31 protein-coding genes and 2 pseudogenes are annotated in these 26,736 nt (G+C 55.8%); 14 read left to right on the top strand and 19 right to left on the bottom strand.

The genetic code is table 11. The features are described 5' to 3' along the window. The first annotated feature begins 134 nt into the window (after positions 1-134). From NI20_RS0109750 to NI20_RS0109705, 10 genes are all read left to right on the top strand, one after another. Entirely contained in the window at positions 135-935 is an 801-nt protein-coding gene (locus tag NI20_RS0109750) for a helix-turn-helix transcriptional regulator (RefSeq protein ID WP_033121200.1), read from the top strand. A gap of 200 nt (positions 936-1,135) precedes the next feature. Then, on the top strand, positions 1,136-1,810 hold the full coding sequence (locus tag NI20_RS0109745; protein WP_033121199.1) for a hypothetical protein: 675 nt from the start codon (positions 1,136-1,138) through the stop codon (positions 1,808-1,810). Then, positions 1,807-2,988, top strand: a complete 1,182-nt coding sequence (locus tag NI20_RS0109740; RefSeq protein WP_033121198.1) for a pyridoxal phosphate-dependent aminotransferase — start codon at positions 1,807-1,809, stop codon at positions 2,986-2,988. The genes NI20_RS0109745 and NI20_RS0109740 overlap by 4 nt, the downstream gene beginning before the upstream one ends. Then, the gene (locus NI20_RS0109735; protein ID WP_033121197.1) at positions 2,985-4,166 is read left to right on the top strand and encodes a Zn-dependent hydrolase; all 1,182 of its coding nucleotides are present in this window, start codon (positions 2,985-2,987) and stop codon (positions 4,164-4,166) included. Before NI20_RS0109740 ends, NI20_RS0109735 begins: the two co-directional genes overlap by 4 nt. Beyond that, positions 4,163-4,909 carry an aspartate/glutamate racemase family protein gene (locus tag NI20_RS0109730; RefSeq protein ID WP_033121196.1) on the top strand — a complete coding sequence of 249 codons (747 nt, stop codon included), beginning with the start codon at positions 4,163-4,165 and terminating at the stop codon, positions 4,907-4,909. The genes NI20_RS0109735 and NI20_RS0109730 overlap by 4 nt, the downstream gene beginning before the upstream one ends. Positions 4,910-4,920: 11 nt before the next feature. Further along, positions 4,921-6,327 carry a dihydropyrimidinase gene (gene hydA / locus NI20_RS0109725; RefSeq protein WP_033121195.1) on the top strand — a complete coding sequence of 469 codons (1,407 nt, stop codon included), beginning with the start codon at positions 4,921-4,923 and terminating at the stop codon, positions 6,325-6,327. 300 nt (positions 6,328-6,627) lie between these two features. After that, complete coding sequence (locus NI20_RS0109720) at positions 6,628-8,160, top strand: Na+/H+ antiporter NhaC family protein (RefSeq protein WP_033121194.1); 1,533 nt, start codon at positions 6,628-6,630, stop codon at positions 8,158-8,160. Between the two features lie 29 nt (positions 8,161-8,189). After that, positions 8,190-9,614 (top strand): amidohydrolase family protein, encoded by a 1,425-nt coding sequence (locus NI20_RS0109715; protein ID WP_033121193.1) that lies wholly within the window; start codon positions 8,190-8,192, stop codon positions 9,612-9,614. Between the two features lie 348 nt (positions 9,615-9,962). Then, a complete protein-coding gene (locus NI20_RS0109710) occupies positions 9,963-10,925 on the top strand; it encodes a bifunctional 4-hydroxy-2-oxoglutarate aldolase/2-dehydro-3-deoxy-phosphogluconate aldolase (protein ID WP_033121192.1) in 963 nt (320 codons plus the stop codon). An 11-nt stretch (positions 10,926-10,936) separates the two neighbouring features. Next, a complete protein-coding gene (locus tag NI20_RS0109705) occupies positions 10,937-11,965 on the top strand; it encodes a sugar kinase (protein ID WP_033121191.1) in 1,029 nt (342 codons plus the stop codon). Positions 11,966-12,303: 338 nt separating this feature from the next. On the opposite strand, the gene NI20_RS0109700 is transcribed toward NI20_RS0109705, so the two are convergent. Further along, complete coding sequence (locus NI20_RS0109700) at positions 12,304-12,744, bottom strand: metalloregulator ArsR/SmtB family transcription factor (RefSeq protein WP_081958452.1); 441 nt, start codon at positions 12,742-12,744, stop codon at positions 12,304-12,306. Between the two features lie 80 nt (positions 12,745-12,824). Continuing rightward, positions 12,825-13,150, bottom strand: a pseudogene (locus NI20_RS13860) (CGGC domain-containing protein); the annotation flags it as partial. A 69-nt stretch (positions 13,151-13,219) separates the two neighbouring features. On the opposite strand from NI20_RS13860, the gene NI20_RS0109690 reads away from it, so the two are divergent. From NI20_RS0109690 to NI20_RS16015, 3 genes and pseudogenes are all read left to right on the top strand, one after another. Next, entirely contained in the window at positions 13,220-13,744 is a 525-nt protein-coding gene (locus NI20_RS0109690) for an RraA family protein (protein WP_369699413.1), read from the top strand. Between the two features lie 46 nt (positions 13,745-13,790). After that, complete coding sequence (locus tag NI20_RS14630; protein ID WP_081958450.1) at positions 13,791-14,228, top strand: zinc-ribbon domain-containing protein; 438 nt, start codon at positions 13,791-13,793, stop codon at positions 14,226-14,228. Between the two features lie 42 nt (positions 14,229-14,270). Further along, positions 14,271-14,593: pseudogene (locus NI20_RS16015) on the top strand (zinc-ribbon domain-containing protein). A gap of 94 nt (positions 14,594-14,687) precedes the next feature. Here NI20_RS16015 and NI20_RS0109685 read toward each other — a convergent pair. The 3 genes from NI20_RS0109685 to NI20_RS14625 form a co-directional block, all read right to left on the bottom strand. Beyond that, the gene (locus tag NI20_RS0109685; protein ID WP_033121190.1) at positions 14,688-15,737 is read right to left on the bottom strand and encodes an IS30 family transposase; all 1,050 of its coding nucleotides are present in this window, start codon (positions 15,735-15,737) and stop codon (positions 14,688-14,690) included. A gap of 58 nt (positions 15,738-15,795) precedes the next feature. Beyond that, positions 15,796-16,059 carry a helix-turn-helix domain-containing protein gene (locus NI20_RS0109680; RefSeq protein WP_008981396.1) on the bottom strand — a complete coding sequence of 88 codons (264 nt, stop codon included), beginning with the start codon at positions 16,057-16,059 and terminating at the stop codon, positions 15,796-15,798. Positions 16,060-16,439: 380 nt separating this feature from the next. Beyond that, entirely contained in the window at positions 16,440-16,607 is a 168-nt protein-coding gene (locus NI20_RS14625; RefSeq protein ID WP_242842977.1) for a helix-turn-helix domain-containing protein, read from the bottom strand. Between the two features lie 194 nt (positions 16,608-16,801). Between NI20_RS14625 and NI20_RS15410 the strand changes: the two genes are divergently transcribed. Next, entirely contained in the window at positions 16,802-17,305 is a 504-nt protein-coding gene (locus NI20_RS15410; protein WP_020989836.1) for a DUF4236 domain-containing protein, read from the top strand. Positions 17,306-17,370: 65 nt separating this feature from the next. Here the strand turns inward: NI20_RS15410 and NI20_RS0109665 are convergent, their stop codons facing one another. The 14 genes from NI20_RS0109665 to NI20_RS0109615 form a co-directional block, all read right to left on the bottom strand. Then, the gene (locus NI20_RS0109665) at positions 17,371-18,372 is read right to left on the bottom strand and encodes an N-acetylmuramoyl-L-alanine amidase (RefSeq protein ID WP_033121188.1); all 1,002 of its coding nucleotides are present in this window, start codon (positions 18,370-18,372) and stop codon (positions 17,371-17,373) included. A gap of 151 nt (positions 18,373-18,523) precedes the next feature. After that, positions 18,524-18,838 (bottom strand): phage holin, LLH family, encoded by a 315-nt coding sequence (locus NI20_RS0109660; RefSeq protein WP_008981399.1) that lies wholly within the window; start codon positions 18,836-18,838, stop codon positions 18,524-18,526. Then, entirely contained in the window at positions 18,835-19,143 is a 309-nt protein-coding gene (locus NI20_RS0109655; protein WP_033121187.1) for a hypothetical protein, read from the bottom strand. Before NI20_RS0109655 ends, NI20_RS0109660 begins: the two co-directional genes overlap by 4 nt. 13 nt (positions 19,144-19,156) lie before the next feature. Further along, positions 19,157-19,522, bottom strand: coding sequence for a serine/threonine protein kinase (locus NI20_RS0109650; protein WP_195495660.1), 366 nt, complete (start codon positions 19,520-19,522; stop codon positions 19,157-19,159). Positions 19,523-19,579: 57 nt separating this feature from the next. After that, positions 19,580-19,711, bottom strand: a complete 132-nt coding sequence (locus NI20_RS15870) for a hypothetical protein (protein WP_020989839.1) — start codon at positions 19,709-19,711, stop codon at positions 19,580-19,582. A 56-nt stretch (positions 19,712-19,767) separates the two neighbouring features. Beyond that, complete coding sequence (locus NI20_RS15100) at positions 19,768-19,932, bottom strand: hypothetical protein (RefSeq protein WP_156108611.1); 165 nt, start codon at positions 19,930-19,932, stop codon at positions 19,768-19,770. Next, on the bottom strand, positions 19,929-20,099 hold the full coding sequence (locus tag NI20_RS15095) for a hypothetical protein (RefSeq protein ID WP_156108610.1): 171 nt from the start codon (positions 20,097-20,099) through the stop codon (positions 19,929-19,931). Before NI20_RS15095 ends, NI20_RS15100 begins: the two co-directional genes overlap by 4 nt. Continuing rightward, positions 20,096-21,805, bottom strand: a complete 1,710-nt coding sequence (locus tag NI20_RS0109645; RefSeq protein ID WP_033121186.1) for a DUF6273 domain-containing protein — start codon at positions 21,803-21,805, stop codon at positions 20,096-20,098. Before NI20_RS0109645 ends, NI20_RS15095 begins: the two co-directional genes overlap by 4 nt. After that, positions 21,714-22,937, bottom strand: coding sequence for an RNA-directed DNA polymerase (locus tag NI20_RS0109640; protein WP_033121185.1), 1,224 nt, complete (start codon positions 22,935-22,937; stop codon positions 21,714-21,716). Before NI20_RS0109640 ends, NI20_RS0109645 begins: the two co-directional genes overlap by 92 nt. Before the next feature lie 320 nt (positions 22,938-23,257). Continuing rightward, entirely contained in the window at positions 23,258-23,656 is a 399-nt protein-coding gene (locus NI20_RS0109635; RefSeq protein ID WP_008981408.1) for a hypothetical protein, read from the bottom strand. A gap of 13 nt (positions 23,657-23,669) precedes the next feature. After that, the gene (locus NI20_RS0109630; protein ID WP_033121184.1) at positions 23,670-23,927 is read right to left on the bottom strand and encodes a hypothetical protein; all 258 of its coding nucleotides are present in this window, start codon (positions 23,925-23,927) and stop codon (positions 23,670-23,672) included. Continuing rightward, positions 23,927-24,676, bottom strand: a complete 750-nt coding sequence (locus NI20_RS0109625) for a hypothetical protein (protein ID WP_033121183.1) — start codon at positions 24,674-24,676, stop codon at positions 23,927-23,929. Before NI20_RS0109625 ends, NI20_RS0109630 begins: the two co-directional genes overlap by 1 nt. A gap of 15 nt (positions 24,677-24,691) precedes the next feature. Then, a complete protein-coding gene (locus tag NI20_RS0109620; RefSeq protein ID WP_008981414.1) occupies positions 24,692-25,342 on the bottom strand; it encodes a phage tail protein I in 651 nt (216 codons plus the stop codon). Continuing rightward, complete coding sequence (locus NI20_RS0109615) at positions 25,343-26,734, bottom strand: baseplate J/gp47 family protein (RefSeq protein WP_033121182.1); 1,392 nt, start codon at positions 26,732-26,734, stop codon at positions 25,343-25,345. It abuts the gene before it with no gap. Positions 26,735-26,736 lie beyond the last annotated feature (2 nt).

The following is a 26,736-nucleotide window of genomic DNA, read 5'->3' as shown; positions in this document are numbered from 1 at the left end:
TACACCTGTGACCGAGTTAGAATGCTTTCTACGATGGGAACGCTTTAATTGCAATTGTGGTCGGAATTCATTGATACTGTTATCTTTTTGAGCTTTGCTTATGGCTGGATACAAATGTTAAGGGAGATATTGATATGGCATTTTTAAATGAAAACGAATGGATACGCCTCAATGAGATCGCATACAATATTTCATTTATCTATACAGTAGAGGAAATGCAGCATGAAATTCTGAACCGATGGCTTCCTTTTTTGATTTCGTATGATAGCGCAATTTTTGCCCGAATCTCTATTGCGGAGAATGGATCCTATCAGTTTCAGGCCCCAGCGGCTTTTCATCTGCCTCAGCAGGCTGTCGATGTCTGGATGCAGGAAAGCCTGAATTCAGATGCTTTTCGCTGGGCGCTGTATACCTGTAAAGGCGGTGCTTTTCGGGAATCTATGGCATCTTCGGATGAACAGGTGAATAGCAGCGGAATCTACCAGAACTTCTATCTGCCCAATCGCTTGGCATATTCCGTCGGCCTTTCCATCTCCTTTCGAGAAGAACCGGTCGGCTTATTGAAATTGTACCGGCAAGCTGATAAGCCTCCGTTTAGCGAACGGGATATGTTTGTATTGGAGCAGTTGCACAAGCACTTTGCATACCGTTTAGTATATGAAGCAAAAAAGGGAGACACCCGCTATTTTTACGCAAAAGGATATCATGAAAAGTTGTGCAGCCAGTACGGCTTGACCAGTCGAGAAGGGGAAATGTTAGATTTGGCCGTACACGGGCTGTCCAATGAAGATATCGCTCAAAAAATGAATATCAGTATCCATACGGTAAAAAAACATTTCCACAGCATATATACCAAAATGAATGTGCGTAACCGGATACAGATGATCCAGAGTCTTCCTGTATCAACCAACAAGATCGATTTTGATGCGCTATAAATAAAACTCGGGAAAAATGTACCGCCTGCATTGGCTAAACTGCATTATCCTTTGGTAGTATATAAAGATTCGTTGGTCTTACATCGGGACACAGAAGGCTTGTCCAAATAATATACAGACTACATAAAATGGAACTGGCGCTGAATTTTAACGCCGGTTCCATTTTGCTATATTTGGGGTACAAAAGTTAGGGGATGCATATGAAACGAAGCGATATTTGGTGGGCAGCTGCTTATGGGTTGTTGGCTGTGTTTACGGTACTCTTTTGCGTCACAGGAGGCTTTGCCAAGGTCAATATAGCGTATCCTTATCTGGCAGGTTTTGCGCAATTCGCTGTCTATGCTACGGCGGGTGAGTTGCTCTCCGGACGTATGTTGGAGGGAACTTGGCAGATCAACCGGGCGACTTGGTTCAAAAGCCTGAGTTGGGGAATAGGAGGCGTCCTTGTCACGCTTGCCTTTACCGTGTTCAGCCAAGGTACCCGGCAAGCCATGGCAGCAGGTCTTCTTCCGGGATATGGAAATGCTCTGGCACAGGCCTTTTTTACCAGCTTGACCAATAATCTGTTTTTTGCTCCTATTCATTCCGCTCTGATGCGAGTATGTGGAAATTATGCTGAAATCCGCTTTTTGGCGGGACAGCATATCACTCCACGCCAAGCGGTGGACTCTGTAGATTGGGGAGAATTGATCGATTTTACTCTGTTTAAAACGATTCCTCTCTTTTGGATCCCCGTCAATACCGTGGGATTTCTTCTTCCGCAAGAATATCGTATCGTATTTGCAGCGGTGCTTTCCTTGGCATTTGGAATATTGATGACTGTTCTCAAATTAAGGGAACGGAAGAATCGGAGTAGAAAGGAGTTACCTATATGATTCAAATTTCAGATAACACTCAGCAGATCCAACCCTCCAAGATTCGAAAAATGTTCAATAAGGCGCTGGAGTACGATCATGTAATTAGTTTTACACTGGGAGAGCCGGATTTTACTGCCTCGTCGAACGTAGTGGAGGCTGGGTGCAGGGCCATTCGGGAAGGAAAGACCAAGTATTCAGAAAATGCAGGGCTGCTGGCTCTGCGCCAGGCGATTGCAGCGTATCTCCATCGCACAGAGGGACTCTCTTACGATCCTGCAAGCCAAATTGTGGTGACGCCTGGAGCCATGGGAGCCTTGTTTTTGGCGCTGAAAGTGCTGCTGAATCCTGGGGATGAGGTTATCGTCAACGAACCCTGCTGGACTAATTATGTCCAACAGATTCGGATGTGCGGCGGCGTGCCGGTGTCGGTGAAAACCAACGCACAACGGGGATTTGATTTGGATGTATCCGCTATTGCCGAAGCTGTTACCGATAAGACAAAGGCCATTATTCTAAACAGCCCATGCAACCCCACAGGAGCTGTAGCCAGCACTGAAACGCTGCTCCAACTGGCCGAATTGGCCCAGAAGCAGGACTTGGTGATCTTGGCTGATGAGGTGTATAAGCACATCCTCTTTGATGGGAGGACTTATACAAGCTTTGCTGCTCTGCCTGGAATGAAAGAACGGACCCTGGTTATTGATAGCCTTTCCAAAACCTATGCGATGACCGGTTGGCGTATCGGTTATGCTGCCGGACCGGAAAATGTGATCCGGAATATGGTCAAGCTGCAGGAAAATGTCAGTGCTTGTGCGGCCACTCCCTGCCAGGTCGCGGCTATTGAAGCTTTGGAAGGTCCACAAGACCACTTGAAGTATATGGTGGATCAGTACCGCCTGCGCCGGGACTATGTGATGAGGCGGATATCTGAGATCCCTGGTTTGTCCTGCCATGCTCCGGCTGGGACTTTCTATGCATTTATTGACATCAGTCAACTGGGTATGCCTTGTGAAGAATTTGCCATGAAGCTGCTGGAAGAACGACAGGTGGTAGTGGTACCCGGTACGGCCTTTGGCGAATTTGGCGAGGGATATATCCGTCTGTCCTATGCGACATCCATGCAGTGCCTGGAGCAGGGGCTGCAGGAGCTGGAGGAGTTTGTCAGATCCCATAAGACTGAGGGGGACCCCGCATGAGTATGATCAACGGTACCCGCTTATATGATCATTTGACCCGACTTGGGCGAATCGGTTTTGTGCCGAAAGAAGGAACCACACGATTGCCGTATACCCCTGCCTATGACGAAGGACGAATCTATGTTCAGCAGTGCATGGAACAGGCAGGACTTCAGACATCCGTCGATCCTGTAGGGAATCTGATCGGTACGCTTCCCGGTCAGGGAGAGATCATTTGCATTGGATCCCACATCGATACGGTGCCGGGGGGCGGGATTTACGACGGAACCTATGGTGTGTTGTCCGGAATCGAGTGTGTGCAGCGCCTTAAGGAGTTGGGATATCAAAATCGGCATCCCATCCAGGTGATTGCATTTACCGAGGAGGAAGGCAATGTCATTGGCGGAACTTTTGGAAGTAAGGCATTTACCGGCGGAGAGATTGATGAAGCTATGCGGCCAAATCTGGCCCTCCACGGACTTACAATGGAGCAGGTCGGCGCCTGCCGAAGAGATCTGACCCAATATCAGTGTTACTTGGAGTTACATATTGAGCAGGGCGGGGTATTAGAAGCTGAAAGGATGCAAATAGGCGTGGTTGATGGTATTGTGGGCATCGTGCGCTATCGCATGACGGTTTCCGGCTGTGCCAATCATGCAGGCAGCACACCCATGCATCTGCGGGATGACGCGCTGGTGAAAGCCTGCCGGATCATTACCCAGCTTATGGAACGGACTGAGGCCGCTTCGCCGGATATGGTCTGCACTGTAGGAACCCTTCAGGTGTTCCCAGGAGCGGTCAATGTGATTCCGGGCAAGGTGGAGTTTATTGTGGAACTGCGCAACCCAACGATGGAGCCCATGGATCAGGTCATTGACTCCGTGCTGAAAGAGCACCCGGAGCTGGTAGGCGAAGAATATATTCGCCAGTCGCCTACCCAGTGCAGTTCTAAGCTGATAAAGCTGAGCGAGACACTGTGCCGCAACCGCGGTATCCGTTTTCGCAGAATGTTCAGCGGTGCAGGACACGATCTGATGAATTGGGGGAAAGCGGTCCCCTCCATGCTTCTGTTCATTCCCAGCAAAGACGGGATTAGCCACTCTATCCGAGAATACAGCGCTCCTGAGGACTTGTACCAGGGAGCTGATCTGCTGATGGAGATGGTTCAGGCTTTGGACCAAGAGGAGGGAAAATTGTGAAGATCAAAATCATCAATCCCAATACGACGCAATCCATGACTGAAAGTATAGAAAATTTAGCACGTCGAGTGGCACGCAGCGACACTCAGGTTTGGGCGGTTACTCCGGCATCCGGGCCGGACAGCATCGAATGTTATGTGGATGAGTATTTGGCTGTTCCGGGGGTCCTGAAAGAAGTGATCCGGGGAGACCGAGAGGAAGGCGCCGATGCATTTATCATCGCCTGCTTTGGTGACCCTGGGCTTCAGGCAGCCAGAGAGGTCACCTCCAAGCCTGTGCTGGGTATCTGTGAGTCGGCCATTGCTGCTGCCAAATTTATAGCGCCGTACTTTTCTATCGTATCGGTGTTGGATCGGTCTCGCAAGGTTACAGAGGATGTGGTCTCCAACTATGGAGCGGAAAAGTTTTGCCGTTCTATCCGATCCACAGGTTTGAGCGTGCTGGAATTTGGCAGGGACCCCAAGAAGGGATTGGAAGCGTTAGCCTATCAGGGAAAGTTAGCCGTGCAGCAGGACGGCGCCGAATGTATTTTGCTGGGGTGCGCTGGTTTCGTGGACTTTGTTGAGGACCTGTCCGCCCAGCTGGGCGTTCCCGTGTTGGATGGGGTAATGCCAGCAGTTAAATTTGCGGAAGCCATGGTAGATATGGGGCTGCGTACCAGCAAGGTGTCTACTTGGGGCTTCCCAGAGCAGAAGAATATCGTAGGCTTTCCCATGTTTACCAAACAAGAATTGATATTTTAGGAGATGACAGTATGCGTACCTTGATTAAAGGAGGCACAATCGTAACCGCAGAACAAGAGTATGTGGGGGATATCCTGGTGGAGGGCGATGTGATCCGCGCAATGGGGACACATTTGGACGAAGCTGCAGATCGTGTGATAGACGCCAAAGGTAAATATGTGTTTCCGGGAGGCGTAGACCAGCACACCCACTTTTCCGCCCTGTGTAATGTCGGCAACCGTGACACCGCCGGATATGAGACGACCGACTCTGCTATTGTAGGCGGCACGACCACCATTGTGGACTTTGCTCCGCAGGATCCGGATCGCGGACTGCTGGATTCCATTGATTATCGAATCAATGTGCGGGCGAAGGATAAGTCTTGTGTGGATTTTGCACTGCATTCCATGGTAACATATATTATGGACAGTATCTTTGATGAGATCGAAGAATTTCCTCGGAGAGGCATTTCCAGCATCAAGATTTTTATGGCCTACAACGGCTCTCCGCTTCATGTAGATGACGGTACTTTCTTCCGTATTCTGGAGAAGAGCCGGCAGGTTGGCGCTACGGTATTTGTGCACGCAGAGAATGGAGAGATCCTGAATTTCCTCCGCAGCGAGTGTGTAAAGAAGGGCCAACTGACGCCGCATTACCATTATGTTTCCCGTCCGCCTTTTACTGAGGCGGAGGCGGTGCGCCGGGCTATTTATCTGGCTGGTCAGACCGATACGCCTCTTTATATTGCTCATATGACCTGTCGGGAAGCCATTGCCGAATTACAAAAGGCCAAGGGAACTGGCCAGCGGGTTTCCGGCGAGACTTGCACTCACTATCTGACCACCACTAAGGAAGTTCTGGATAATCCGGATTTCAATGAAGCGGCTAAGTTCGTTTGCTCCCCCGCTTTGCGGGATCGTGAGGACTGCGAGGCTCTTTGGCAGGCATTATCCGACGGACTGCTGACGGCGGTCTCATCCGACCACTGCGGTATAGATGTGGCAGAGCTCAAGCAGGCCGGCAGGAATGATTTTACTCAGATTCCAAACGGTTCCCCCGGCGCCGGCGATCGACTGCATATGGTGTGGACCGAAGGTGTATGCACGGGAAAGCTGACCCGCCAGAAATTTGTAGATGTTATAGCCACTCAGCCGGCAAAAATCAACGGTATCTATCCGAGAAAGGGAACGCTGGCGGTAGGTTCTGACGCAGATGTTGTCATTTTCGATCCCAATTATGAGGGGACAGTTCATCTGGCAGATAACCCTAACGGCGTGGACTACAACCTCTATGAGGGCCGTCGTCAGTCTGGCCGGGTGGAGACGGTTCTGCTGCGAGGCCAGGTTGTAGTGGAGAACGCCAAGTTTGTGGGCCGCTACGGCCAGGGAAAATTCATCCCTGCAAATATGTACGCATCCGGTTACGAAAACCGAAATTAACCAAGTGTGATCCGTAGCTACTCGCGCTGCCAAAACCGAAGATGTTGGGAGCGGTGGGAGGCTGGAAACCGGAGTGAGCAAAACTTTTGATCTGTTCATGAAAATATACGGTATATAGTATGATCAGTCTCGTTCAAAGCAGATATGCCGTGTCTTGATTTTGCAAGACTTACGTTTTGCGCATCCCTGGACCAAGAAAGTGAGGAGGTGTGATTTGCAGATTCGGATAGGGCCTGTAGTTGCGGAAGCAGAGATTCCATGAAAAAAACCATAGATAATTTATAACAGGAGGCTTGTTATATGGATACTACATATGGAGTGTTGTGTCTCATTCCCCCCATCGTGGCAATCGGATTGGCCCTGTGGACCAAACAGACGATTTTCTCTTTATTCATCGCGGTTTGGTTGGGGTCCACAATGATGAACGGCTTTAACCCTTTGGTTGGTTTTGTCAAAATTATCTCGGACTATATGATCCCCTCTCTCAGCGGAAATGCATCTTTGATTATTTTGGTTACACTCTCCGGCGGTATGATCGCCATGCTCCGTACCACTGGTGCTGCAGAGGCCTTTGCTACTAGGGTGACAAAGGTTATCAATACTGCCAAGAAGGGGCAGATAGTTACTTGCCTAAGCGCCTTCATTTTCAGCTATACGGAGCCCTGCCTCATGCTTGGTACTATCATGCGGCCCGTTACTGACATGGTGCGCATCTCTCGGGCAAAATTGGCTTATATCTTGGATTCCATGGGATGCAATTTAGCTGCGCTTTCTCCCATTAGCAGCTATGGTCCCTTTATCACGGGACTGATTGCCGCAGAGCTGTTGGCAAGCGGCGTTGAGGGCAACGAATGGGGCATCTGGTTGAATATGCTTCCGTTCAATCTGTATGGCGTATTTGCCATGATTTCTGTTTTGATCGTTGCTGCTTTCGGCTTGAACTTTGGCCCTATGTACAAGGAAGAAAAGCGGGCCAGAGAGACCGGAAAGCTGCTGGACGACGGGGTTCAGCCCTTGGTTCCAGAGGTGAAAAATGAACTGCCCGCAGATTATAAGCTTACTATGTGGAACTTTATTATCCCTATTGTTTGCCTGTTTGGTTCTCTCTTTGCCACCATTTTCTGGTCCGGCGATCTGGTTAACAACGGGTTGGTGGGATGCTTCCGCAGTGCCAACATTACACTTGCTATTTGCATCGCCTTTATGGGTGGCGCGCTGGGTGCGGGCATCATGGGTGTAAGCACCAAGCTCTTCAGCGTGACCAAGGCGTTCGATACCTTTGTCAACGGTATGGCCGAACTGATCTCGGTTCCCTTTATTCTGGTGTGCGCATGGTCCTTGGGCTCTATCGTCAAAGGCATGGGGACCAGCGAGTTTCTGATCCATATTGTGGAGCAGTACCTGACTCCCGGCATGGTTCCGGCTTTGGTATTCCTGTTTGGCGCACTCATTTCGTTTTCGACCGGTTCCTCTTGGGGCGTGTGGTCTATTATGATGCCCATTGCTTTCCCAATGGCCGTCGCCTTTGATATTTCCATTCCGTTTGTTGTTGGCGCCGTGATTGGCGGTGGCCTGTTCGGCGACCAGTGCTCCCCTATCTCCAATACGACTGTGCTCTCTTCTACCGGTGCTTCCTGCAACCATATCGTCCATGTTATGACGCAGATCCCCTACGGAATTACGGTTGGTATTTCGGCTTTCGTGGGATTCCTTTTTGGCGGACTGACCGGACAGTATGTCTTGAGTATTGCGGTTACTGCTGCTATTCTGACAGTGAGCCTGATTACTCTGACTCAGCTTACCAAACGGCGTTACCCTGAGAAGGTACACTAACTGCTTTGCCGTTGGAATAGGAGACATTTATGAAAAAGATTGATACCATTGTGGTGGCCCCGCATTTCTATACGATGGAGGGAGCCGGCGTGGGCTATCATAGTGATGCCGCTATGGCTGTAGACGGAGGCAAAATCTTGAAGGTGGGCAACCGGCCTGAGATTTTAGCGGAATATACAGCTGAGGAAATGATCACCTTGGATCATCATATGGTGCTGCCTGGTTTTATCGACGGCCATATGCATACTGCATGCAATATTATGCGCGGATTGGCCCAAGACACCAACAGTTGGATGATGTTCGGCCTCCAGCCCTTTGACAACGCGGTTAATGACGAGGAACGGGATGTGGGCAGCCGAGTGGCCATTCTGGAGGCCGTCCGGGCAGGCACTACCACTCTGGGCGACTATGAATCCAAAATGGAAAATGTGTGTGCTTTCATCGATAAGGTGGGCGCCCGAGGGAATATTGCACAGACGATTCGAGCGGCTAAACGACGGGTTTATCAACCGGGCGAACTCTATGAGTTTGATGATGCCATGGGAGAGGAAAGCCTGAATCGAAACATTGATCTGTATAATAAATGGAACAACAAGGCAGGGGGACGGATTAAGATCCTGTTTGGCCCGCAAGGCGCTGACTTTGTCAGCCCGGAGATGCTGTTGCGTATCCAAAAGGCGGTCAAGGAGCGGGGTACCAAAATCCATATGCATGTGCAGCAAGGAGATCGAGAGACCTATCAGATCGTCCAGCGCTATGGCAAGCGTCCTACAGCTTTTCTGGATGAGTTGGGCTATCTGGATGAATCTCTTATTGCAGTCCATCTTACTGACTGCACAGATGAGGAAGCTGCCCTTATTGCCAAACGAGGTGCCTCAATGATCGTTAATCCGGGTTCGATCGGCATCATTGATGGCATTGTCTGCCCAAGTGTTGTTTTCCAACAGGCGGGCGGTGTGGTGGCCTTGGGTTCCGATCAGGCTCCGGGCAACAACTGCCATAATATCATCAATGAGATGAAAAATGTTTGCCTCTTCAACAAGATCAAGTATCAGAATCCGGAAGTTATGCCCGCCTGGAAAGCCCTGCGTATGGCTACCATTGAGGGTGCCCAAGCGATTGGCTTGGGCGATACCGTAGGCTCTCTTGAGCCTGGAAAATGTGCGGACTATATTGCTATAGATCTCAATTGTCCCTCCATGTTACCGGTGTACACTTACCCAATGCGCAACATGGTACCTAATCTGGTTTACAGTGCCAGGGGATCCGAGGTTTCGCTGGTTGCAGTGGACGGCAAGGTCATAATGCGAGACGGCGCGTTTACCTATGTAGATGAAAAAGAGTACTTGAATGAGATATCTAAGTACCCAGATGACATCGGTCGGCGTGCAGCAGATGAGTTCTTCTCCATTGATGGGACCAATGCTCATTTTATGCGTGAGGATAAGCTGTAAGCGCCTGTTTTGGGGCCTGGGGAAGACCTCCTCAGGCCCCCCTTTTTATCAAGGTGGAAAGCTGTATGGCGGTCGGATATTGCGCGGTTGAATGGTCGTAACTGATTGCTGCATTTCCACAAAACGGTAATGAAGCAGCCTATAATGCTAAGTATTTTCAAATTTCTGCGGTTATGAAACGCCGTCTTCCGGGTATCTTGGTACAGGTTTCCTCTTTTGGAATCAATTGGACTCGATGCTCTGACCCGATATCAGAAAAACAGACTGCTAAGAGCTGCCCCATGATCAGTGTATTGCAATTTACAATAGGACTTTATTTTTGAAAACCTAAAAAGGTGTTTGTTAAGTATGAATCAGATTTTAGAACAAATATATAAAATTGGAATCATTCCTGTGATTGCTATTGACGACCCAGACAAGGCTGTCCCTTTGGCCAAGGCATTGGCAAAAGGTGGTCTGCCTGCCGCCGAAATTACGTTTCGGACCCAAGCGGCAGAGGCGTCGATCCGTGCTATCTGCAAAGAGGTTCCGGAGATGCTGGTCGGTGCTGGTACGGTTACGACCAGCGAGCAGCTGGACTGTGCGCTGGCAGCGGGAGCAAAATTCATCGTCAGCCCTGGCTTCAATCCGGATATGGTCAAATACGGCCTCTCCAAGGGGGCTTTGATGCTTCCCGGCACCGCCACCGGCGGTGAGATGGAGCAGGCAATGAGCATGGGCTTGGATGCGGTGAAGTTTTTCCCTGCCGAGCAAAACGGCGGTATTGCCAAGCTCAAAGCACTGGCTGGTCCTTACCGCACATTAAAGTGGATGCCGACTGGAGGCATAAATGCCAAAAATCTGATGGATTACCTCTCTTTCGACCAGATTCTCGCCTGCGGCGGAACGTGGATGGTCAAAAAGGACATGATCGAAAACGAGCGGTGGGACGAGATCATCCGACTGTGCCGGGAGGCGGTCAAAACCATGCTGGGCATTGAGCTTGCGCACGTCGGCGTAAACTGCGGAAGTGCTGAAGAAGCGGAGTCGCTGGCCCGTGCAGTCAGCGTACTGCTGGGACTGGATGTGCGCCAGACGAGCAAATCGTGGTTCGCAGGAAGCGCGGTTGAGTACATGAATAAGCCCGGTCCGGGGGTAAAGGGACACATCGGCTTCCGAACGAACAGCGTGAAGCGCGCGATGTATCATCTTGGCCGTGCGGGCGTTGTATTCGATGAGGATACGCTTCAGTATAATGACAAGGGCGAGCCAAAATTCGTTTACATCAAGGGTGACTTTGGCGGGTTTGCCATTCACCTTCTGAATCGATAGGAGGAAAGAGTATGCCGAAAGTAGTAACCTTTGGAGAATTGATGGTTCGTCTCCAGCCATACAATTACGAGCGCTTTGTTCAGGCGGACCACTTGGAGTTTTCTTTCGGTGGCGGGGAAGCTAACGTAGCTGTTTCGCTGGCTAACTACGGCCTTGACGCCGTCTACGTCACCAAGCTGCCCGCGCATGCCATCGGACAGGCTGCGGTCAACTCTCTGCGCCGCTACGGCGTGGATACCTCTATGATCGTGCGTGGAGGCGACCGTATCGGTATCTACTATAATGAGAAAGGCGCGTCTCAGCGCGGTTCCGTTTGCATTTATGACCGGGCGCATTCTGCCATTCAGGAGTCCACTCCCTCCGACTTCGACTGGGATGTGATTTTTGAAGGCGCGGACTGGTTCCACTTTACCGGCATCACGCCTGCGCTCGGCCCCAACATGGTGGATGCCTGCCGTGACGCCTGCAAGGCGGCGAAGGCACACGGGCTCAAGATTAGCTGTGATCTCAACTACCGCGGCAAGCTGTGGAGCCGTCAGCAGGCACGGGAGGCCATGACTGATCTGTGTCAGTACGTGGACGTATGCATTTCCAACGAGGAGGATGCCAAGGATGTGTTCGGCATTGAGGCGGAGGCGACCGATATTTATGCCGGCGAGATCAACCGCGAGGGCTACAAGTCCGTTGCAAGACAGCTTGCTGATCGGTTTGGCTTTGAAAAGGTCGCTATCACGCTGCGCGAGTCCCGCTCGGCGTCCGACAACGGTTGGAGCGCCATGCTGTTTGACGCTGTCGGCAATGAATACCATTTCTCCAAAAAATATGACTTGCATATCGTTGACCGCGTGGGTGGCGGAGACAGCTTCGGCGGCGGTCTGATTTACGCTCTGCTCACCGGTAAGGGCAATCAGCGGGCTGTGGAATTTGCCGTGGCGGCCTCCGCGCTCAAGCATACCGTCGAGGGCGATTATAACATGGTTACAGCGGCCGAGGTGGAAAAGTTGGCCGACGGCGATGGTTCCGGCCGCATCCAGCGCTGAATTGATTTTTAAAATATTCCCTGAATTTATAAAGTGTCATTGTAAGCTGCCGATCACTTCAAGATAGGGACTCTTGCAATTCTTCACCTTCCTTTCCTGAGTACGGCATTGTTCGTTGGTGAAAGGGACTGATACCCTGCCAAAGCGACGAACAATGCCAAGGGAGCGCAATGTTGGCAGACGAATAATAAGACCACGCAGCCCAGCGGGGCCGCGGTTGCCAGAGGAAGCGGACGCAAGCCAGAGGCGTGCATTCGCTTCCTCTGGCTTTTCTTTGCCCAAATGTGAGAGAGAAGTGAGATGCGCCAGGTAGCAGCAAGAGTGAAGCACCGTAAGCGTCAACTCCAGCGGCGCCTATACAGTCTCGTTCTCCGGGGTATAATAAAAGAGTTCTGGTATTGAGTGGCAAAAGAATCCCGGCTGCAATTCGCAGCCGGAATAAAAAGAGACCATCCCATATTTTGTGTAAACCTCCAAGGTGGTGTATCAGCCGCTTTATAATAGACCTCTTTTCCGTCCCGGCGGCTAACGATCAGACCTGCTGATTTCAACTGCTTGAGACGGTGAGAAACTGTAGGACTGCTCATATCTACCATGGCCGAAAGATTGATGACGCATTCCTCACAGTGGCAAAGCAGCCAAAAAATGCGGATACGGCTGCCATCCCCCAGCTGTTTGAAAATATCAGCTACGGTTTGAAAGTTCTCTACGCTGGGCATGTGTTCCAGTTCCTGCTCGATAGTTTGTCCGTGGTCGTGGAGTAAGTGGTTCTGAACCATTTAGCACTCCTCCTTGAAGTCATAGGCCGGAGGGAAAAGAAACTTTGCTTCTGAGATGTTTCTGGTTCAGGACCAGCGTCATGGGTGTAATCCAAGATACGGACACCATCGCCTACCTCTTTCTGCACCAGCTCCCGCATACGTTTGGCGAAAGGACAGGGGTAACCAATGGGAGTCCCTTTGCTGATACAGGAAGCAAACGCAATGGTGTCTGCGCCCTGTTCTACCAGAGAGCGGGCCCGCAGCACCGCTTTTTTCCGGGGCAGCCACCGCAGTTGATGAAGCCCACTAACTGAATATCCTCCTCTCCCATAAAAGCGCCTTTTCTCTCTCGGATTGTCCGAAAATCCCGGCTTCCGGGGCAGTAATCCTCTGTCTGCATACAACGAATAATGCCAAGTTTCATATTGGTTTCCTCCTTAATTTATTTAGGGACGACCATTCAGAATTTGGCCGGCCCATGGGGCGTAAATCGTTGTTCTGGATTCTCCCGAAATCTATTCTGAGTATCCACGCCGCGATGGAAATGGCGGGGGAGGGCGACGTGCTTGTCGTTTCCAATGAAGGAGATGACAAACGCGCGTTGATCGGAGAAGTCATGATGACCTATCTGCGTTATGAGAAGAAGATCGCTGGCATCGTGCTTGACGGACCAATCCGCGATATAGAAGAGCTCTCACAGTGGGACTTTCCCATTTATGCGACGGGCAGCACGCCTGGCGGACCCTATAAAGAAGGCCCGGGCGAGATCAACGTTCCCATCGCCTGCGGAGAGATCAGCGCGTATCTCGGCGATATCATTCTTGCCGACCACGACGGTGTGATCGCCATTCCTATCAAGAATGCGCCGACGGTGCTGGAGGCAGCTCGCGTCTATCACGAAAAGGATGAAGCTAAGGTAGCGGCGACCAAAGCCGGAAAGGCTGACCGCGGCTGGGTAAAGAAATTGCTCGAGAAAAAAGAAGTCGAAGTGATCGACGACCTTTGCGTTTCCGGATGATCAGCGGCAAAGCAAAACGACCATATAAGGCGGTACCTTGATAGACATGCTGTTTGACACCAAAGATTCCCCCTCGAAGACTCTGTACAGCGGAGTTTTCGAGGGGGAATCTTTAGCTGATGGCAAAGACACCTCTGCCGTTGGAGCAGCTTGTTTTCCTTTGAGGCCGCGTGATGCCGTTTTTGGCTCTGAAAGAGAAGTATACTGGCGATGTGTAGAGAGCCATGTCTGGAAGGCGAGCGTTTATTCCCACACCAGCTCCCGTGAAAGCAGATGCCCTGACTGTTATGTCGAAACCAAGGACTGGCTGGCTGATTCTCCGCTTGTGCAGATTTGGCACCCAACTAAAAATCTGCCGCGCGTACCGGAGGACGTAACAGTTCGGTCCAACAAAATATTCTGGTGGCAGCACGGGGAGTTTGTATGGCAGGTAAGCGCGAAAGACCGCCAGAAAAAAGATGGGCCGGTATTGCAATTATCATAAACACCTGCGGCTATCTGTGACGCATCCAGAGCTGGTAGCGCTGTGAGAAGAAACAATGAATGGGAGGCATCTGTCAGCAGCCGAAGCAAAAGAGGACATAATTGTCCGTACTGTGCAGATCGTTCTAAAAGACTGAGGAGCATCGCGGCGCAGCGCCCTGATCTGCTGAAGGAATGGGATTATGAGAAGAACGCGAAGCCGCCGCAAGAGGTTACTGCGCGCTCGAATAAAAAGTGTGGTGGAAGTGCAGTACATGCGGTCACGAGTGGCAGATTTCTCCTGACGGCAGGTGCGGCGTAAGCGGTTGCCTCTCCTGCGCAAAAAAGCAACGCCGAATCGCACCCGATGACGCGCACAAGATGTAAATCATTTCGCTCGGCCTGCGGGACTTTTGCCGCACGCAGCGTGTGCTGCCGGCCATTTGTCAAGAGTAAATGCACAAAAAAGCAAAAATATTTTTTATGAGGCCAGAATGAGGGCGATTTCTTCCCGGAAAAGCTGCTCGGAGCACAGATAACCGAACATTTTGCGGGGATAGTTGTTCAGCCAGTCCTCGATCCGCTTGGTTTCCTCGTAGGAGATTGTGCTCAGGTCGGTGCCCTTCGGCAGGTGCCGACGTATGAGGCCGTTCTGGTTCTCGTTGGATCCGCGCTCGCTCGGGCGGTACGGGTGGCAGTAGTAGACCTCAGTGCGGGATCCCCGGCCGGTGACGCTGCGCTCGATCCCGGCGGCGTCTGCAAACTCGCAGCCATTGTCGCAGGTGATCGACTGGAAGATCAGTGGGAACACTTTGGATCCGACTTTCTTCTCGAGGGTGTCGAGGGCAGCGACGACGCTGGCACTCGTCTTATCCGGCGAGGGGATGATGATCTCGCGGCGGGTCTTGCGCTCAGTCATCACGATGTAGGTGTTGCTGACGCCTTGGCAGCTCTCGACGCTGTCCATCTCCCAGTGACCGAAGGTGCTGCGGTCGTTGATGTGCTCGGGGCGATCTTCGATGCTCCGGCCCGCGGGCTTGCGTGGCATGGATCCGGCCGGGCGCTCCGGCTGGTGGCGCTTGCCGTGCTGCGGCAGCATGGAGACGGTCAGCTCGTCGCCGAAGATCTCGCCGCGGATGTAGTTGTAGGCGGTACTCGCGCAGATGTGGGTCTTGAATGGCCAGCCCTTGACCTCGGCCTCACCGATCGCAGCCTCCGGGCTGTACTTCTCGTCGCGGATCTTTGCGATCAGGTAGTCGGCCAGCTCGTAGTCGTTGCCGATCTTCAGATCCGGGCCCTTGGCGCGGAGGTTTGCCTCATATCGAGCCTGCGCGCCGTCGGGGTTGTATCTGATTTCGGTGGTGTAGTCGCTGTTTCGGTGCTCATAGGTGCATCGCTTTAGCTCGCGGTATATCGTCGTATGATGCACGCCGAGCTCCTTGGCGATGTCCGTCGGCTTCATTCCCGCGCGGATGAAGGCGTCGAGCTGGATGCGCTTGGTCGGCGTCAGATGGCTCCAGTGCTGTCCCATTGTGTTCCCCTCCGTGATAAAAGAAAAGGGGCGGCCCGCCGGCCGCCCCTTCTGTGTGTCAGTGTTCCTCGTACTTTTTCAGGAGCTCGAGCGTCTCCTCGTCTGTGATGATGTCAGCCAGCCTGCACTCCAGCGCGTTGCAGATCTTCAGCAGCGTCGGCAGCTTTGCGCCGTTGATGTCCCGGGCGCCGCGCTCGTACTGCTGGAGCACCTGCACCTTGATCCCAGCCAGATCGGCGAGCTGAGACTGAGACAGGCCGGCAGCCTTGCGGAGCTTTTGCAGCCCCTCGCTTTTGTAGGTCACTTTGATCGAGATGTCCATGTTGTTCCTCCCGCTTGACTTTGCCGTGGTTTCGTGGTTATAATGAAAAGGAACGGCGGGCGGGATTTTTCCCGCCGTCCTTCGACCTTACTGCTTGGGCTTTTGGTTCGGCTTTATTGTGATCGTAATGGTGGCAACCTGTTCACACTTTAGAGCCTGTTCCAGCAGCTCGAGCAGTTTTTTCATCTGCTCAGTATCCACGGCTTTGCCTCCTTTCCGCGGTTTTGCTCTCCTTTCTTTCTGTACTCGGCTATCCCTTGCCTGTGATTATATTATAGAGCGTTTGCTCTATAATGTCAAGCATAATTCGGCAGATTTTCAACATTTTCCCGCGTTTTTCCACAAAAAAAGCCGCACGGCGTCGCTGCCGTGCGGTTTTCTCATTCTTTCCCGAGCAGGTGGTTGATGGTGGTGCCGAGAGCGGTCGCCAGATAGTCCAGCTCGTAGTCAGCGACGACTCGGCCGCCGTTCTCGATCCTGCTGATGACCTTCTGCGTGACGTCCAGCCCGATGATCTGGAGCTTGTAGGCGAGCTGTTCCTGTGACAGGTTTGCCCGCAGTCGCTCCTCCCTGACTCTCTCCCCGGAGATGTTGCACCTGCCGTCTGGTTTGTATATTTTCGCAGCCCTCGCCTCCCTTTATGCTAAAGATGACTATGCAATATTGACTTTACCAGTTTTGGCGTGGTAATATTATGCCAAAGATGACTAAACGCTAAAAAGCGCACATAGGAGGGAAAAGCATGGGTACAAGGTTTAGACGCAGCTTTAAGGTGGCCCCGGGTGTCCGGGTAAACCTGAACAAAAAGAGCGCGAGCATCAGCTTCGGCCCGAAGGGCCTGAAGCACACGGTCAGCACGACGGGGAAAAGCCACACGACCGTCGGGATCCCCGGGACGGGTCTGTCATATACGACGAGCTCCGGCGGGAAGTCCGGCGCGCAGCAGGGCGCGGTCAGCATCCCCGCAGCGCAGCGGCCGACGTCGCCGAAAAGCAAGACGGTGGCGCTGCTGCTGTGCATCTTCCTCGGCTTCTTCGGTGTCCATCGGTTCTATGTCGGGAAAACCGGCACAGGCGTCATCTGGCTGCTGACGGCCGGGGCCTGCGGGATCGGCTGGCTGGTCGATATTTTCACCATCCTGCTCGGCGGTTTCTATGACTCCGAGGGCCGTGTGCTGCGGTTCCAGCCCACAGAGGCCGAGCTCGCCGCTGCCGGTGAAGCGCCGGATCCCGACGCTGAGGAGTAAAGCCCCACATAACAGAAAAAGCCCGCCCGGGATCTCCGGGCGGGTTTCTGCTTTTCTATGCGGTTTTAGAGTTTCGTGACGTAGTCCAGAGAGATCCAGCCCGCGCCGCTCTTGAGCTTGCCCCACTTGGTCGCGCCGGGGCCTGCGGCTTCGGCGACGATGGTGTAGATGCCCTTGCCCTTGATCTGGCCGGCGACGCCGTAGTTGGTGCCGGGGCCCTTGCGGATGTTCAGCACGTCGGCCGTCGTCCGCACGCGGTAGCTCGTGGCCGTACCTGTGCTGCCGGTCGAGATGTCCGCAGCGTTTACCCAGCCGTAAACGGTGGAGCCGCCGCCGACCGCCTTCAGGTGGTACGGGTGCGCCTTGCCGGCCGCGATGGCCGTGATGGTGGCCTTGCCGGGCTTGCAGATCTTGGCGTCCTTGGCCGCCGCGCTGGTGTAGTGCTGCGTGCCCTTGAAGTCGACCACGTCGCCGACCTTCAGGCCGGTCTCTGTGTTGCCGGAGGTCTGGCCGCCGGTGCTGCTGCCTGCATCCTTGACGCCGAGGCGCTTGTTGACTTCGGCGGCGATCTGGCCGTGGCGGTTGTAGAGGTAGTCGCCCGGGCAGCTCTTATTCGCGTAGTCCCTGTGCACGGTCATGTTGCAGCCGTTCAGGTGGTTCACGCGGTCGTTTTTTCTGGTCGACCAGACGAGGCGCTTGATGCCGTTTCGCTTGCAGATGTCGGTCACGAGATCCAGCAGCGCGGCGTATGCCTTCGCGGAGACGGGCCAGTCAGGCGCGCCGCCGTTGTTGGCGACTTCGATGGTGACGGCCCGCTGGTCGTTGGCGTTGGACGAGGTGCACCACGAGCGGTTTGCCTCGTCGACGTACAGGGCGATCCGGCCGTCGGTGCCGATGCCGTAGTTGCTGGACGCCTGCCGCGCAGAGCTGGCGAACAGGTTGCCGCAGGTCTCGACGGAGCAGTTGCCCGCCATGCAGTGAATAGTGATGGTGTCGATCTTCTTGGTGCGCTTGCCCGAGTGGTTCGGGCTGAGCTTGGTGTAGACCACCAGAGGGCTGTTACTCATTGTCGTCTCCTTTCCCGCCGGTCAGCTCGTCGAGAGTCTCGTCTGTGATGGTCTCGCCGGGCTTCAGCTTGATGTCGTCGGTGTTCTGGTTTTTCATGGGTTTACCTCCTTTACAAGCAAGAAAAGGGCGGGCCGGAGCCCGCCCTCTCCGTTATTCGATGGTCAGGCCCTCAGTGTTGAGCTGCTTGACGATTGCCTCGATCGCGTTGACGACGCTTTCCTCGTCGACCTTGAAGCCCTTCTGCTTCAGGAAGTCGAGGACGTACTGCTTCTTCTCCTCGCCGCGGCCCTGTCCGACGTAGAGCTGCTCAGCGGCAGCGACGCCGATCTTTACCCACGCGGTCAGCTCCTTGCGCTGTGCCTCGGTGGTCTGCTTCTTCAGCCACGGGATCAGGAAAACGCTGACGCCGGCGCCGATCAGGGCGAGGGCTGCGTTGACGATGGGGGTGATGTCGATGGTGTTCATCCTTGTGCCTCCTCATTGTTGAGAGTGTCCCCGGACGGATCCGGGATCGGGTTGCCGTCGGCGTCGAGCCTGTGGCGGTTTCGGCTGATTTTCTCGCCGAGGCTCTTGCCGGCGTATGTGATTAGATAGCCGACGCAGGCGGTGAAGATGGTGCCGGTCAGCTCACCGACCGGGTCGCGCCCGAAGGCAGAGAGCAGCAGAGAGCTGGCTGCGCTGAGCGTTGCCACGCTGGCCGCCCAGTATGCGAGCTTTTTGCTCGCCTCGATTTTCTTTTTACGCTTGCGCCGGCGCTTCTTTGCGGCCATGCTGCTCACCTCCTTAGTCGATGATCGCGTGGATCCCCTGACTGGTGAGGAAGTCCTTCTGCGCGTGTTTGATTTTGGCAGCGTAGTCGAGGGCCGCGTGCATATCCCCGTTACAATGCGCGTCAGGGATGCGCTGCACGGCCCGGGCCGTCGCCTCGCCGAGGGCGATGGCTGCCGACGTGCCCTGAATGGTGATGATCTGGAGATCTTCACGGGCACGCTCTCGGGCCGCTGCCTCTTTCTGTCGTTTGGCCTCCTCGGCCTCCTTTTGCTTCTCGCGCTTCTGGATCCTGTGCTCGAGCATCCAGAAGCAGAAGCCGGTCACGGCCGTCGGGATCCCCATAAGGACGACGAGCGCGCCGATGTTGATTTCGATCATTGTGTCACCTCATAAAAGCCGGAGGGCCGCAGGACGCGGCCCTCCTTGTTGTTGGGCTTACTCCTCGACGTCGTCGAAGTAGCCCATGTCGACGAGATACTTGTGCACGCGGGCCTTCAGCTTCGCGGGGACGTTGTCCTCGGTGATGCGGCCCATGATGATCTCGCCTGCATACAGACGTACCAGCATTTCACGCTCCTCCTTTCCTGCAATTTTTAATAATAGCCACGCGAGGGCCCGGGCGATCATTCGCTCGCCCCTTCCTTCGCGGTGCCAGCGTTTGCGGCTGCCTCGATGGCAGCGATGGCGTCCTTGACCTGCTTGCGCAGTTTCTTCGGGACGTCGTTGATGGTCATGGTGGAGCCTTCGCGGGTCAGCTCCTTGACGTACAGCTCGACGATCTTGCTCATGCTGTTACCTCCCCTCCGTCGCCGTAGACCACGTCGGCCAGCTCCATGATGCAGCCTTTCAGCAGCTCGATGGTGTCAGCCTGCTCGGCGATGGTTTTGTCCTTCTTGGCCTCTGCGGCCTGTTTCTCGTTCAGCTCTTTGATGCTGTCAGCTCTGTGCTTAATCATGCAAAGTTACCTCCGATCGACTGGATGTAGCAGGTCTCCGTAGCAGAGCCGCGGAGCAGCTTGGCCTTAACCTTGACGCCCCACGCTGCGGCCGTCTTGGTCTTGTTTGTGAAGTAGTGCTTCTGGCCGGCTCTGACCTTCTGCGTGATGTCCTCCCACGTCGGGCTCGCGTCGTTGCCGTTGTTGCAGATCCAGACCTGAAGCGTGCAGCCGGCCGGGAAATTGCCCTGAATGTTGGCGAGGGCCTTGGTCGGCATGGCGTCGGCCTCCATAGCGAGGGTCTGCTCGAACTCGACGGACGTGACGGCCTTGGTGAAGGTCAGCGTGCGGGTGACGCTGGCGTCCTTGGCGTCGGTCGCCACGATCTTCAGGGTGTGGCTGCCGTTCACGACCTTCAGCCACGCCTCGGAGCCGATCGTCAGCGTGTTGGTATGGCCGAGGGTCACGGTGTAGCTGCGCAGCGTGACGCCGTCCAGCATCTCCACGACGTCGACCTGATGGCCGTCGGCGTCGGTGACGGTGTACTCGTAGGACGGGGCCGCCGTGCTGAAGCTGCCGAGGGCGCCGTCCGTGCCGCTGATGACGGGCGGTCGGTTATTGGTGACGGTGCGGGTGGCGCTGGTGGTGTACGCACTCTCCGCGCCGGCGGCGTCGTATGCCTTGACGCGGTACTGCACGCTCGTCCATCCGTAGGTGATGGCGTCGGTGTAGCTGCGCGAGGATCCCTTGTAGATCTGCGCCCATGTGCCGCTCCCGACCTTGCGCTCCAGAACGTAGCCGGAGAGGTTGCCGTCGGGGTCGGTGGAGGCCGCCCACGAGATGCTCAGGTTCTCGCCGCCGAGCACTTCGCTCGGGACAGTGATGGACGACGGCGCTGTGGGCGCCTGATTGTAGATCACTGTATAGCATCCATCCGAGTCGACGGAGTCGGAGATCAGGAGATCAGAGGACAGATTACAAGCGGGGCGCAGGCCGCGGTAGCCGAAGTAGGCGCAGTCCCAGCCCAGAGTGCCACCGGTGTAGACGCCGCGGGCGTTGCCGGCCGAGCCGGCATAGGCGTCCCGCAGCCAGTAGTACCACGCGGCGCCAGAGCCCGGGTTGCTGGAATAGTTGGAATTGGCGACGCAGGAGGCCGTCACGGTGGCGATGCGGCTGTTGTTGTCGCTGAAGATCGCCAGCTTGCTGCCGCAGACGTGGTCACCGCTCAGGCCGACCTCAGTGCAGGACAGGGGGAAGATCTTGTCCGTGCAGGTCTCCGTCCCGCCGCCGTCTGTGGAGCTCTTGCCGACCGTGATGGTGGTGTTCAGCAGAGCCGCCCGCTCGTTGGCGGTGAAGGCGTTCAGAAAACCGGCGAGGCCACTGTACGGGTTGACGCCGTTCCAGACGTGGGAGGAGTCCGGCGTCTGGTCTGCGGAGTGCTGTGCGGTGTACCACTGGCCGGCAGCCGCGGGGCTGTTGAGCCACTGGCGCAGGTTCGAGTAGATGTAGCGGTTGTTGCCGTAGCCGCGGCGGTCGCTGTTGCCGTTACTCGGTTCTGTTGCGTCGAAGCACAGCATCTTGATGATCTGGTTGGTCACGAGCGTGACGCTGTTGGAGGGGTAGCCTGCGTGGTTCTTATCGGCCACGATCCAGACGATCGGGCTGCCGTACAGGCTGCCGAACTTGACCTTCGACTTGTTTGCGAGGTTGCTCAGTTTTTGGGCCATGAGTTGTGTCTCCTTTCGGTGATGGTTTGAGCTCCGGGAAATAGCTGAAGAAATAGGCGTCCATGTTCTGCCGCAGGTGGTAGGTGTTGCCGTGTGAGATGTGGCCCGTCCAGCTCGCGTAGGATTGCACGACGCTGTCGAGTGTCATCTTGCCGGAGTCCACCAGCCCGCGGAACTTGCGGATCTTGCGCTTCATGTTGTCGATGCTCTTGGCTCGCACTTTTCTCACGACCTTGCCGGTCTGCGTGAGGTAGGTGTGAAAACCGAGGAAGTCGATGCCGTTCTTCAGCGGGAGGATCTGCGTCTTGCCGTTCAGCCGAAGGCCGAGCGGCTTGATGTACGCCTCGATCTCCTTGAGTATCTGCCGGAGCAGCAGCTTGTCGCTGTGGATGATGTAGAAGTCGTCCATGTACCTGCCATATACGAGGCCGCGGTCATCCCTCAGCCAGTGGTCGAAGGCGTCCAGATAGAGCAGCGCGAGCAGTTGGCTCGACTGGTTGCCGATCGGGATGCCGGGGTCTGGCGTGCTGTCGATTATGAGCCACAGCAGCCACTCAGCGAAGTCGATCAGCTCGGGATCCTTCAGCCACTTCAGGGCCCGGCGGGCCGTTTCGTAACAGTAGGAATGGAGCAGGGTGTAAAAGAACTTTGAAAAATCGCCCTTCAGTACCCAGCCGTCGGCGTAGTCCCACTCGTTCATCGGCCGGGGCGGCAGGCCGGCAGCCTTGCGGGCTGCTTCGTCTGCTGCCTTTCGGCTGAAGAAATAGTGGCGCATGGCCGCAGCCAGACGGTCGAGGCCGTCGTGGGTGCCTTTTCCGATCTGGCCGGCGTAGTTGTCCCGGATGAAACGCCGGGAGAACGCCGGCTCGAGGACGTTGTCGCAGAGCGAGTGCTGGACGACTTTGCCCTCGAAGTCGATGGCGAGGACGAGCCGCTCCTTGGGCTCGTACACCTTGAAGGGGTAGTAGGGCCCGAAGGAATAGTCGCGCCGCTGGAGCCTCTCAGAGAGGGCGACGGTGCGCTCGATGGCCTCCATGCGGTAGCGCATGGCGGTCGGGTTGTCGCGCTTTCCGCAGCGGGTTTTGCGGTATGCTTTGTAGAGCGCAATGGTGCTGTTTACGATATTCTCCATTGAAAAGTCTCCCCGCCGTGTATAGCTCCGGCCACGCTTTGCGTGCGCCGCCGGGAGCATCGGCGGTCTTGTGTTTACCCATGACCGGGCCGGTCAGACGGCCGCGGCTGCGGGAGGGATATGCCTTCCTTGGATGATGGGGCACAGTGTTCGCCGTCCGTCTCCGGGCGGTTAATAAGTCGGGCGATCCATCGAAGCGGGGCGCAGGCCGTTGTTGCCGTTGTAGGCGTTGTTCCTGTTCAGAGTGCCATCGGTGTTGACGTTGCGGGCGTTGTTGGCCGAGCCGGCACGAAAAAACAAGGCATACCCCGAGGGCCGCCTCACTGGTGACGCTTCTGCGCGTCCAGCTTGGCGGCCCTCTCTTTATCGGTTTTGTACCATTTGGCGGTCTGGTTCTTCACGCCGGCCGCCATCTTCGCCCAGTATGCAAAGGCGTCATCGCTGAAGCCGCTGAGGATCTCATGCGCGAGCTCGATGTGGTGGATCAGCTTTCGGCAGTTGCGAAGCGCCGACCGCTGCGCGCGATACCTGAGCTCACGCTCCTCGGGATCCGTCAGGAGCAGATCGTTGGCCTCCATCAGATCGGCGACGAGGTCGCTGGCCTCGTTCATCATCCTCTGTGCCAGACCGAGCCGCTCCTTCTTCGGGAAAACGGCCGGGTTTCTGGTCTTGATGTAGGTGTGTTTCTCGAGCTCCTTGGCGTCCGTGATGACCTGCATCTCGGGCAGTTTGTCACGGCCGAAGGGCGGGCGGCCTACATTGGCCCGCTCGTATGGCCGCGAGTGTCCGTTGCTTGCCGTAGTATCTCACCTCCTCGCCTTTGATTGTGACGCGGGCGCTGCTGCCGTCGTATGTCTTGCCCTGAATGACGATGACGCCGTCCTCCCGCTTGCAGCAGGAGCAGGGCAGGGCCAGCTCGACGAACAGGTGCGCGATGATGCAGGAGGCTTCGGCCGGTGGGATCGGGGTGTAGTTGTAGCAGTTTCCCATCAGCACTCGAGCCTTTGAAGTGAAGCGTTCCAGACGCCAGACTTCAGCGTGATGCCTGTTAAGTCTGCGAATGTGATCTGGAACGGGTTACTTGTGATGTCGCTGAAAACGGCGTCCCACAGCGTTGCGATCTTGCTGGTGTTCTGGCCGACCGCGTTGCTCAGGTCGTTGGCCGATGCCTCGGCAGCCTGCGCGATTGCGATGGCCTGCCGGGCGAGTGCCAGAGCCTCCTCGGCCGTAGCCTGCGCGCCGAGGGCGATGGCCTTGTAGGTCTCGTAGTCCTCTTTGGTGGCGTAGGCGTCGGCGGGGATGTAGGCGGTCACGTTGGTGGCCGTGCCGATCGCGGTGACGATGTCGATGGTTTTCTCGACGATGGTGGCGCCGCCGGAGGGCGGGATCCACTCGGCCAGATCACCGCAGTTGCCGTAGCAGTACAGCACCTCGCCGACCTCGGGATCGGGATCTTCGGCATAAAGGCCGAGCTCGCGGTAGTAGAAGCCATCGGTCTCGTCGCCGTTGGTGAAGATGCCGCCGACGGCCACGGTGCCGTCGCCGTTGATCTTCAGCTTCGTGATGTCGACGGTCGCCTTCGGGCTGACCACGCCGGTGAGGGTGCGGGGCGTCTGGCCCTCCTCGAGGTAGCCATCGCCGAGGACGATCTTGGTGTAGTTGATCTTCTGGCCGGCCACGCCCTTCGCCAGAACGATCAGGCCGGCGGTGGTGATGTCGTTGTTGATAAATGCAGCCATGTCTATCTCCTTTCCTTAGTCTGAGATGACCGCCGCGTCGGTGCCGATGCTGACGGTCTCGCGGTTGTTGTCGTGGACGACGGCCGCGTGGTAGATGTGGATCTCGTCGCTGCCCATGACGTGCACCTCTTGGGTGTGATCCCTGACGGCCATGCCGGAATAGAGGAACATTTCGCCGGTCAGGCAGATCAGGATCGCGTCGAGCCACGAGCTGCGGCGCTTGACCGTCCGCAGCAGCTTCAGGAACAGGTCGAGATTGCTGTTGACGAGGCTCGGGTTGTCGCTCAGCACCTTGAAGTGATGCGGCTGCCCGCCGTACTGATACCACTCCCTGACCTCGCCGGTGCCGAAGTAGTCGGCCACGATCTGCTCCACGGCGTATGGGGTGCCGAGTTTCGCGTAGACGCGGTCGCTGCTGCGGATGACGGCCCGCTTGACTGCGATGGGCGCGGTGCTGTCATACCACTGGATGTTCAGCTCCCACGCCATTTCGTCGAGCTCTGCATCGTTGAGCTGGTCGATCTTGTCCCACCTGCTCAGGAGCTTCAGGCGCGCATAGGCGTCGCGGCTGATGATGTCGCAGCCGGTGGCGAGGCCCTTGTCGCTGCCGTCCTCCTGCATCCACGCAGGCAGCAGCTTGACCATCTCGGTCTCATTGAGCCGCATTTACACCACCTCACTCTCGACCTTGTGGCTGACAGTCAGGTGGCCGCTGAACTTGGCGACTTGCGTGTCGTCGAGGGCCTTGTAGGTCGGCTTGACGACGTCCACGCGGAAGGCGCCGGTCAGGTTCTCGCCCCACGAAGGCGAGAGGATCCGCTTGCGGAGCTGGTCGGGGTTGATGTCGCGGCCGAGGGCTGCGACTTGCCACTCGTTGTAGCGGTCGATCGCGCCGCCGGTGCCTTCGACGTTGGCGATCACCTCGGCCTCGTTCTTCGGCGTGGTGTAGTACACGATCTCGATGTCGTAGGTCTCGACCTCCGGGGGCACGGCGCTCACTTTGTCAGTGAGTGGCCGGATGTCCTTGGCGTTGACCACGTCCAGCACCTTCGCCAGCATGGCAGCGTCGGGGATCCCGCCGCCTTCCAGCAGGGGCACGATCTTGACGCAGCCCTCCAGCGTGCGGGTGATGATGATGTCGATGCTTTCGGCAGCCGCGAGACTGCCCTTGAGCGTGATGGCCAGCAGGCCGTCGGCGTAGTCGACGGTGTAGTCCGTGTCCTTGACCGCCGCCGTGCTCTGCCCGTGGGCCTTCACGACGAGGGTGTCGGTCAGAAGTGTGCCGCCGCCCTTGAAGGCTTTGCCGTCGTAGACCGTGAGGGTCTCGCTGACGGTTTCCTTCTCGCTGACGGCCTTTGCGTCCACGATGGAGCTGTCGGCCGTCATTACCCAGTAGATGTAAGCCTGTTCAGGGCCCGCGGTGGATCTCTTGGCGGGCGCCAGACGGATCCGCTCGCGGAGGCGGTTGTCGCCCTCGGTGGTGTAGGGCTCGCCGTCATCGCCTCCGGCCGTTTCGGTCAGATTGGTGACGGACTCGATGTAGGGGATCAGGTCGACAAGGGTGGTGATCGTGCCGGCTGCGTAGCCGTTGAACTTCGTGCCGTTGCTCACGGCCGAGGTCGGCACCTCCACAGAGTAGGCGCCAGCTTGCAGCACAGCGATCTCGTCGGTTGCAAAATAGTTTTCGCTGTCCGGCGTCACCTTCGTCCACTTCGGAATGATGATGTTTTTCTCCTGCGGCGTGGAGACAGAGAAGCGCATGGTCGTCTTGGCCGGTGTGCCTTCCAGTCGTTTCACATCCTGTCGCTCGCCGATGGCGTCCAGTACCTCGCCCCTCGCATAGCGGAGGAGCGTCTGCCGGCCGGCGTCGTTGAGGCTGTTGTAGAGGGCAACGAACACGGGCACGAGAGCCTCGCCGAAGATCCGGCGCTCGTCGCCCGGGTAGAGCGGCTCGCCGGCGCCCTTTTCGAGCTCGGTGATGATGGTCTTGTATAGGGTGCTCGCGTCTGTCGTGGTGAGTTTGATGTCCTCGCCGTAGGTGTTTGTCGCGTCGCTCACGC

The organism is Oscillibacter sp. ER4 (assembly GCF_000765235.1).
Lineage (GTDB): Bacteria > Bacillota > Clostridia > Oscillospirales > Oscillospiraceae > Hominicoprocola > Hominicoprocola fusiformis.
This window is presented reverse-complemented; position numbering and strand designations above follow the sequence as displayed.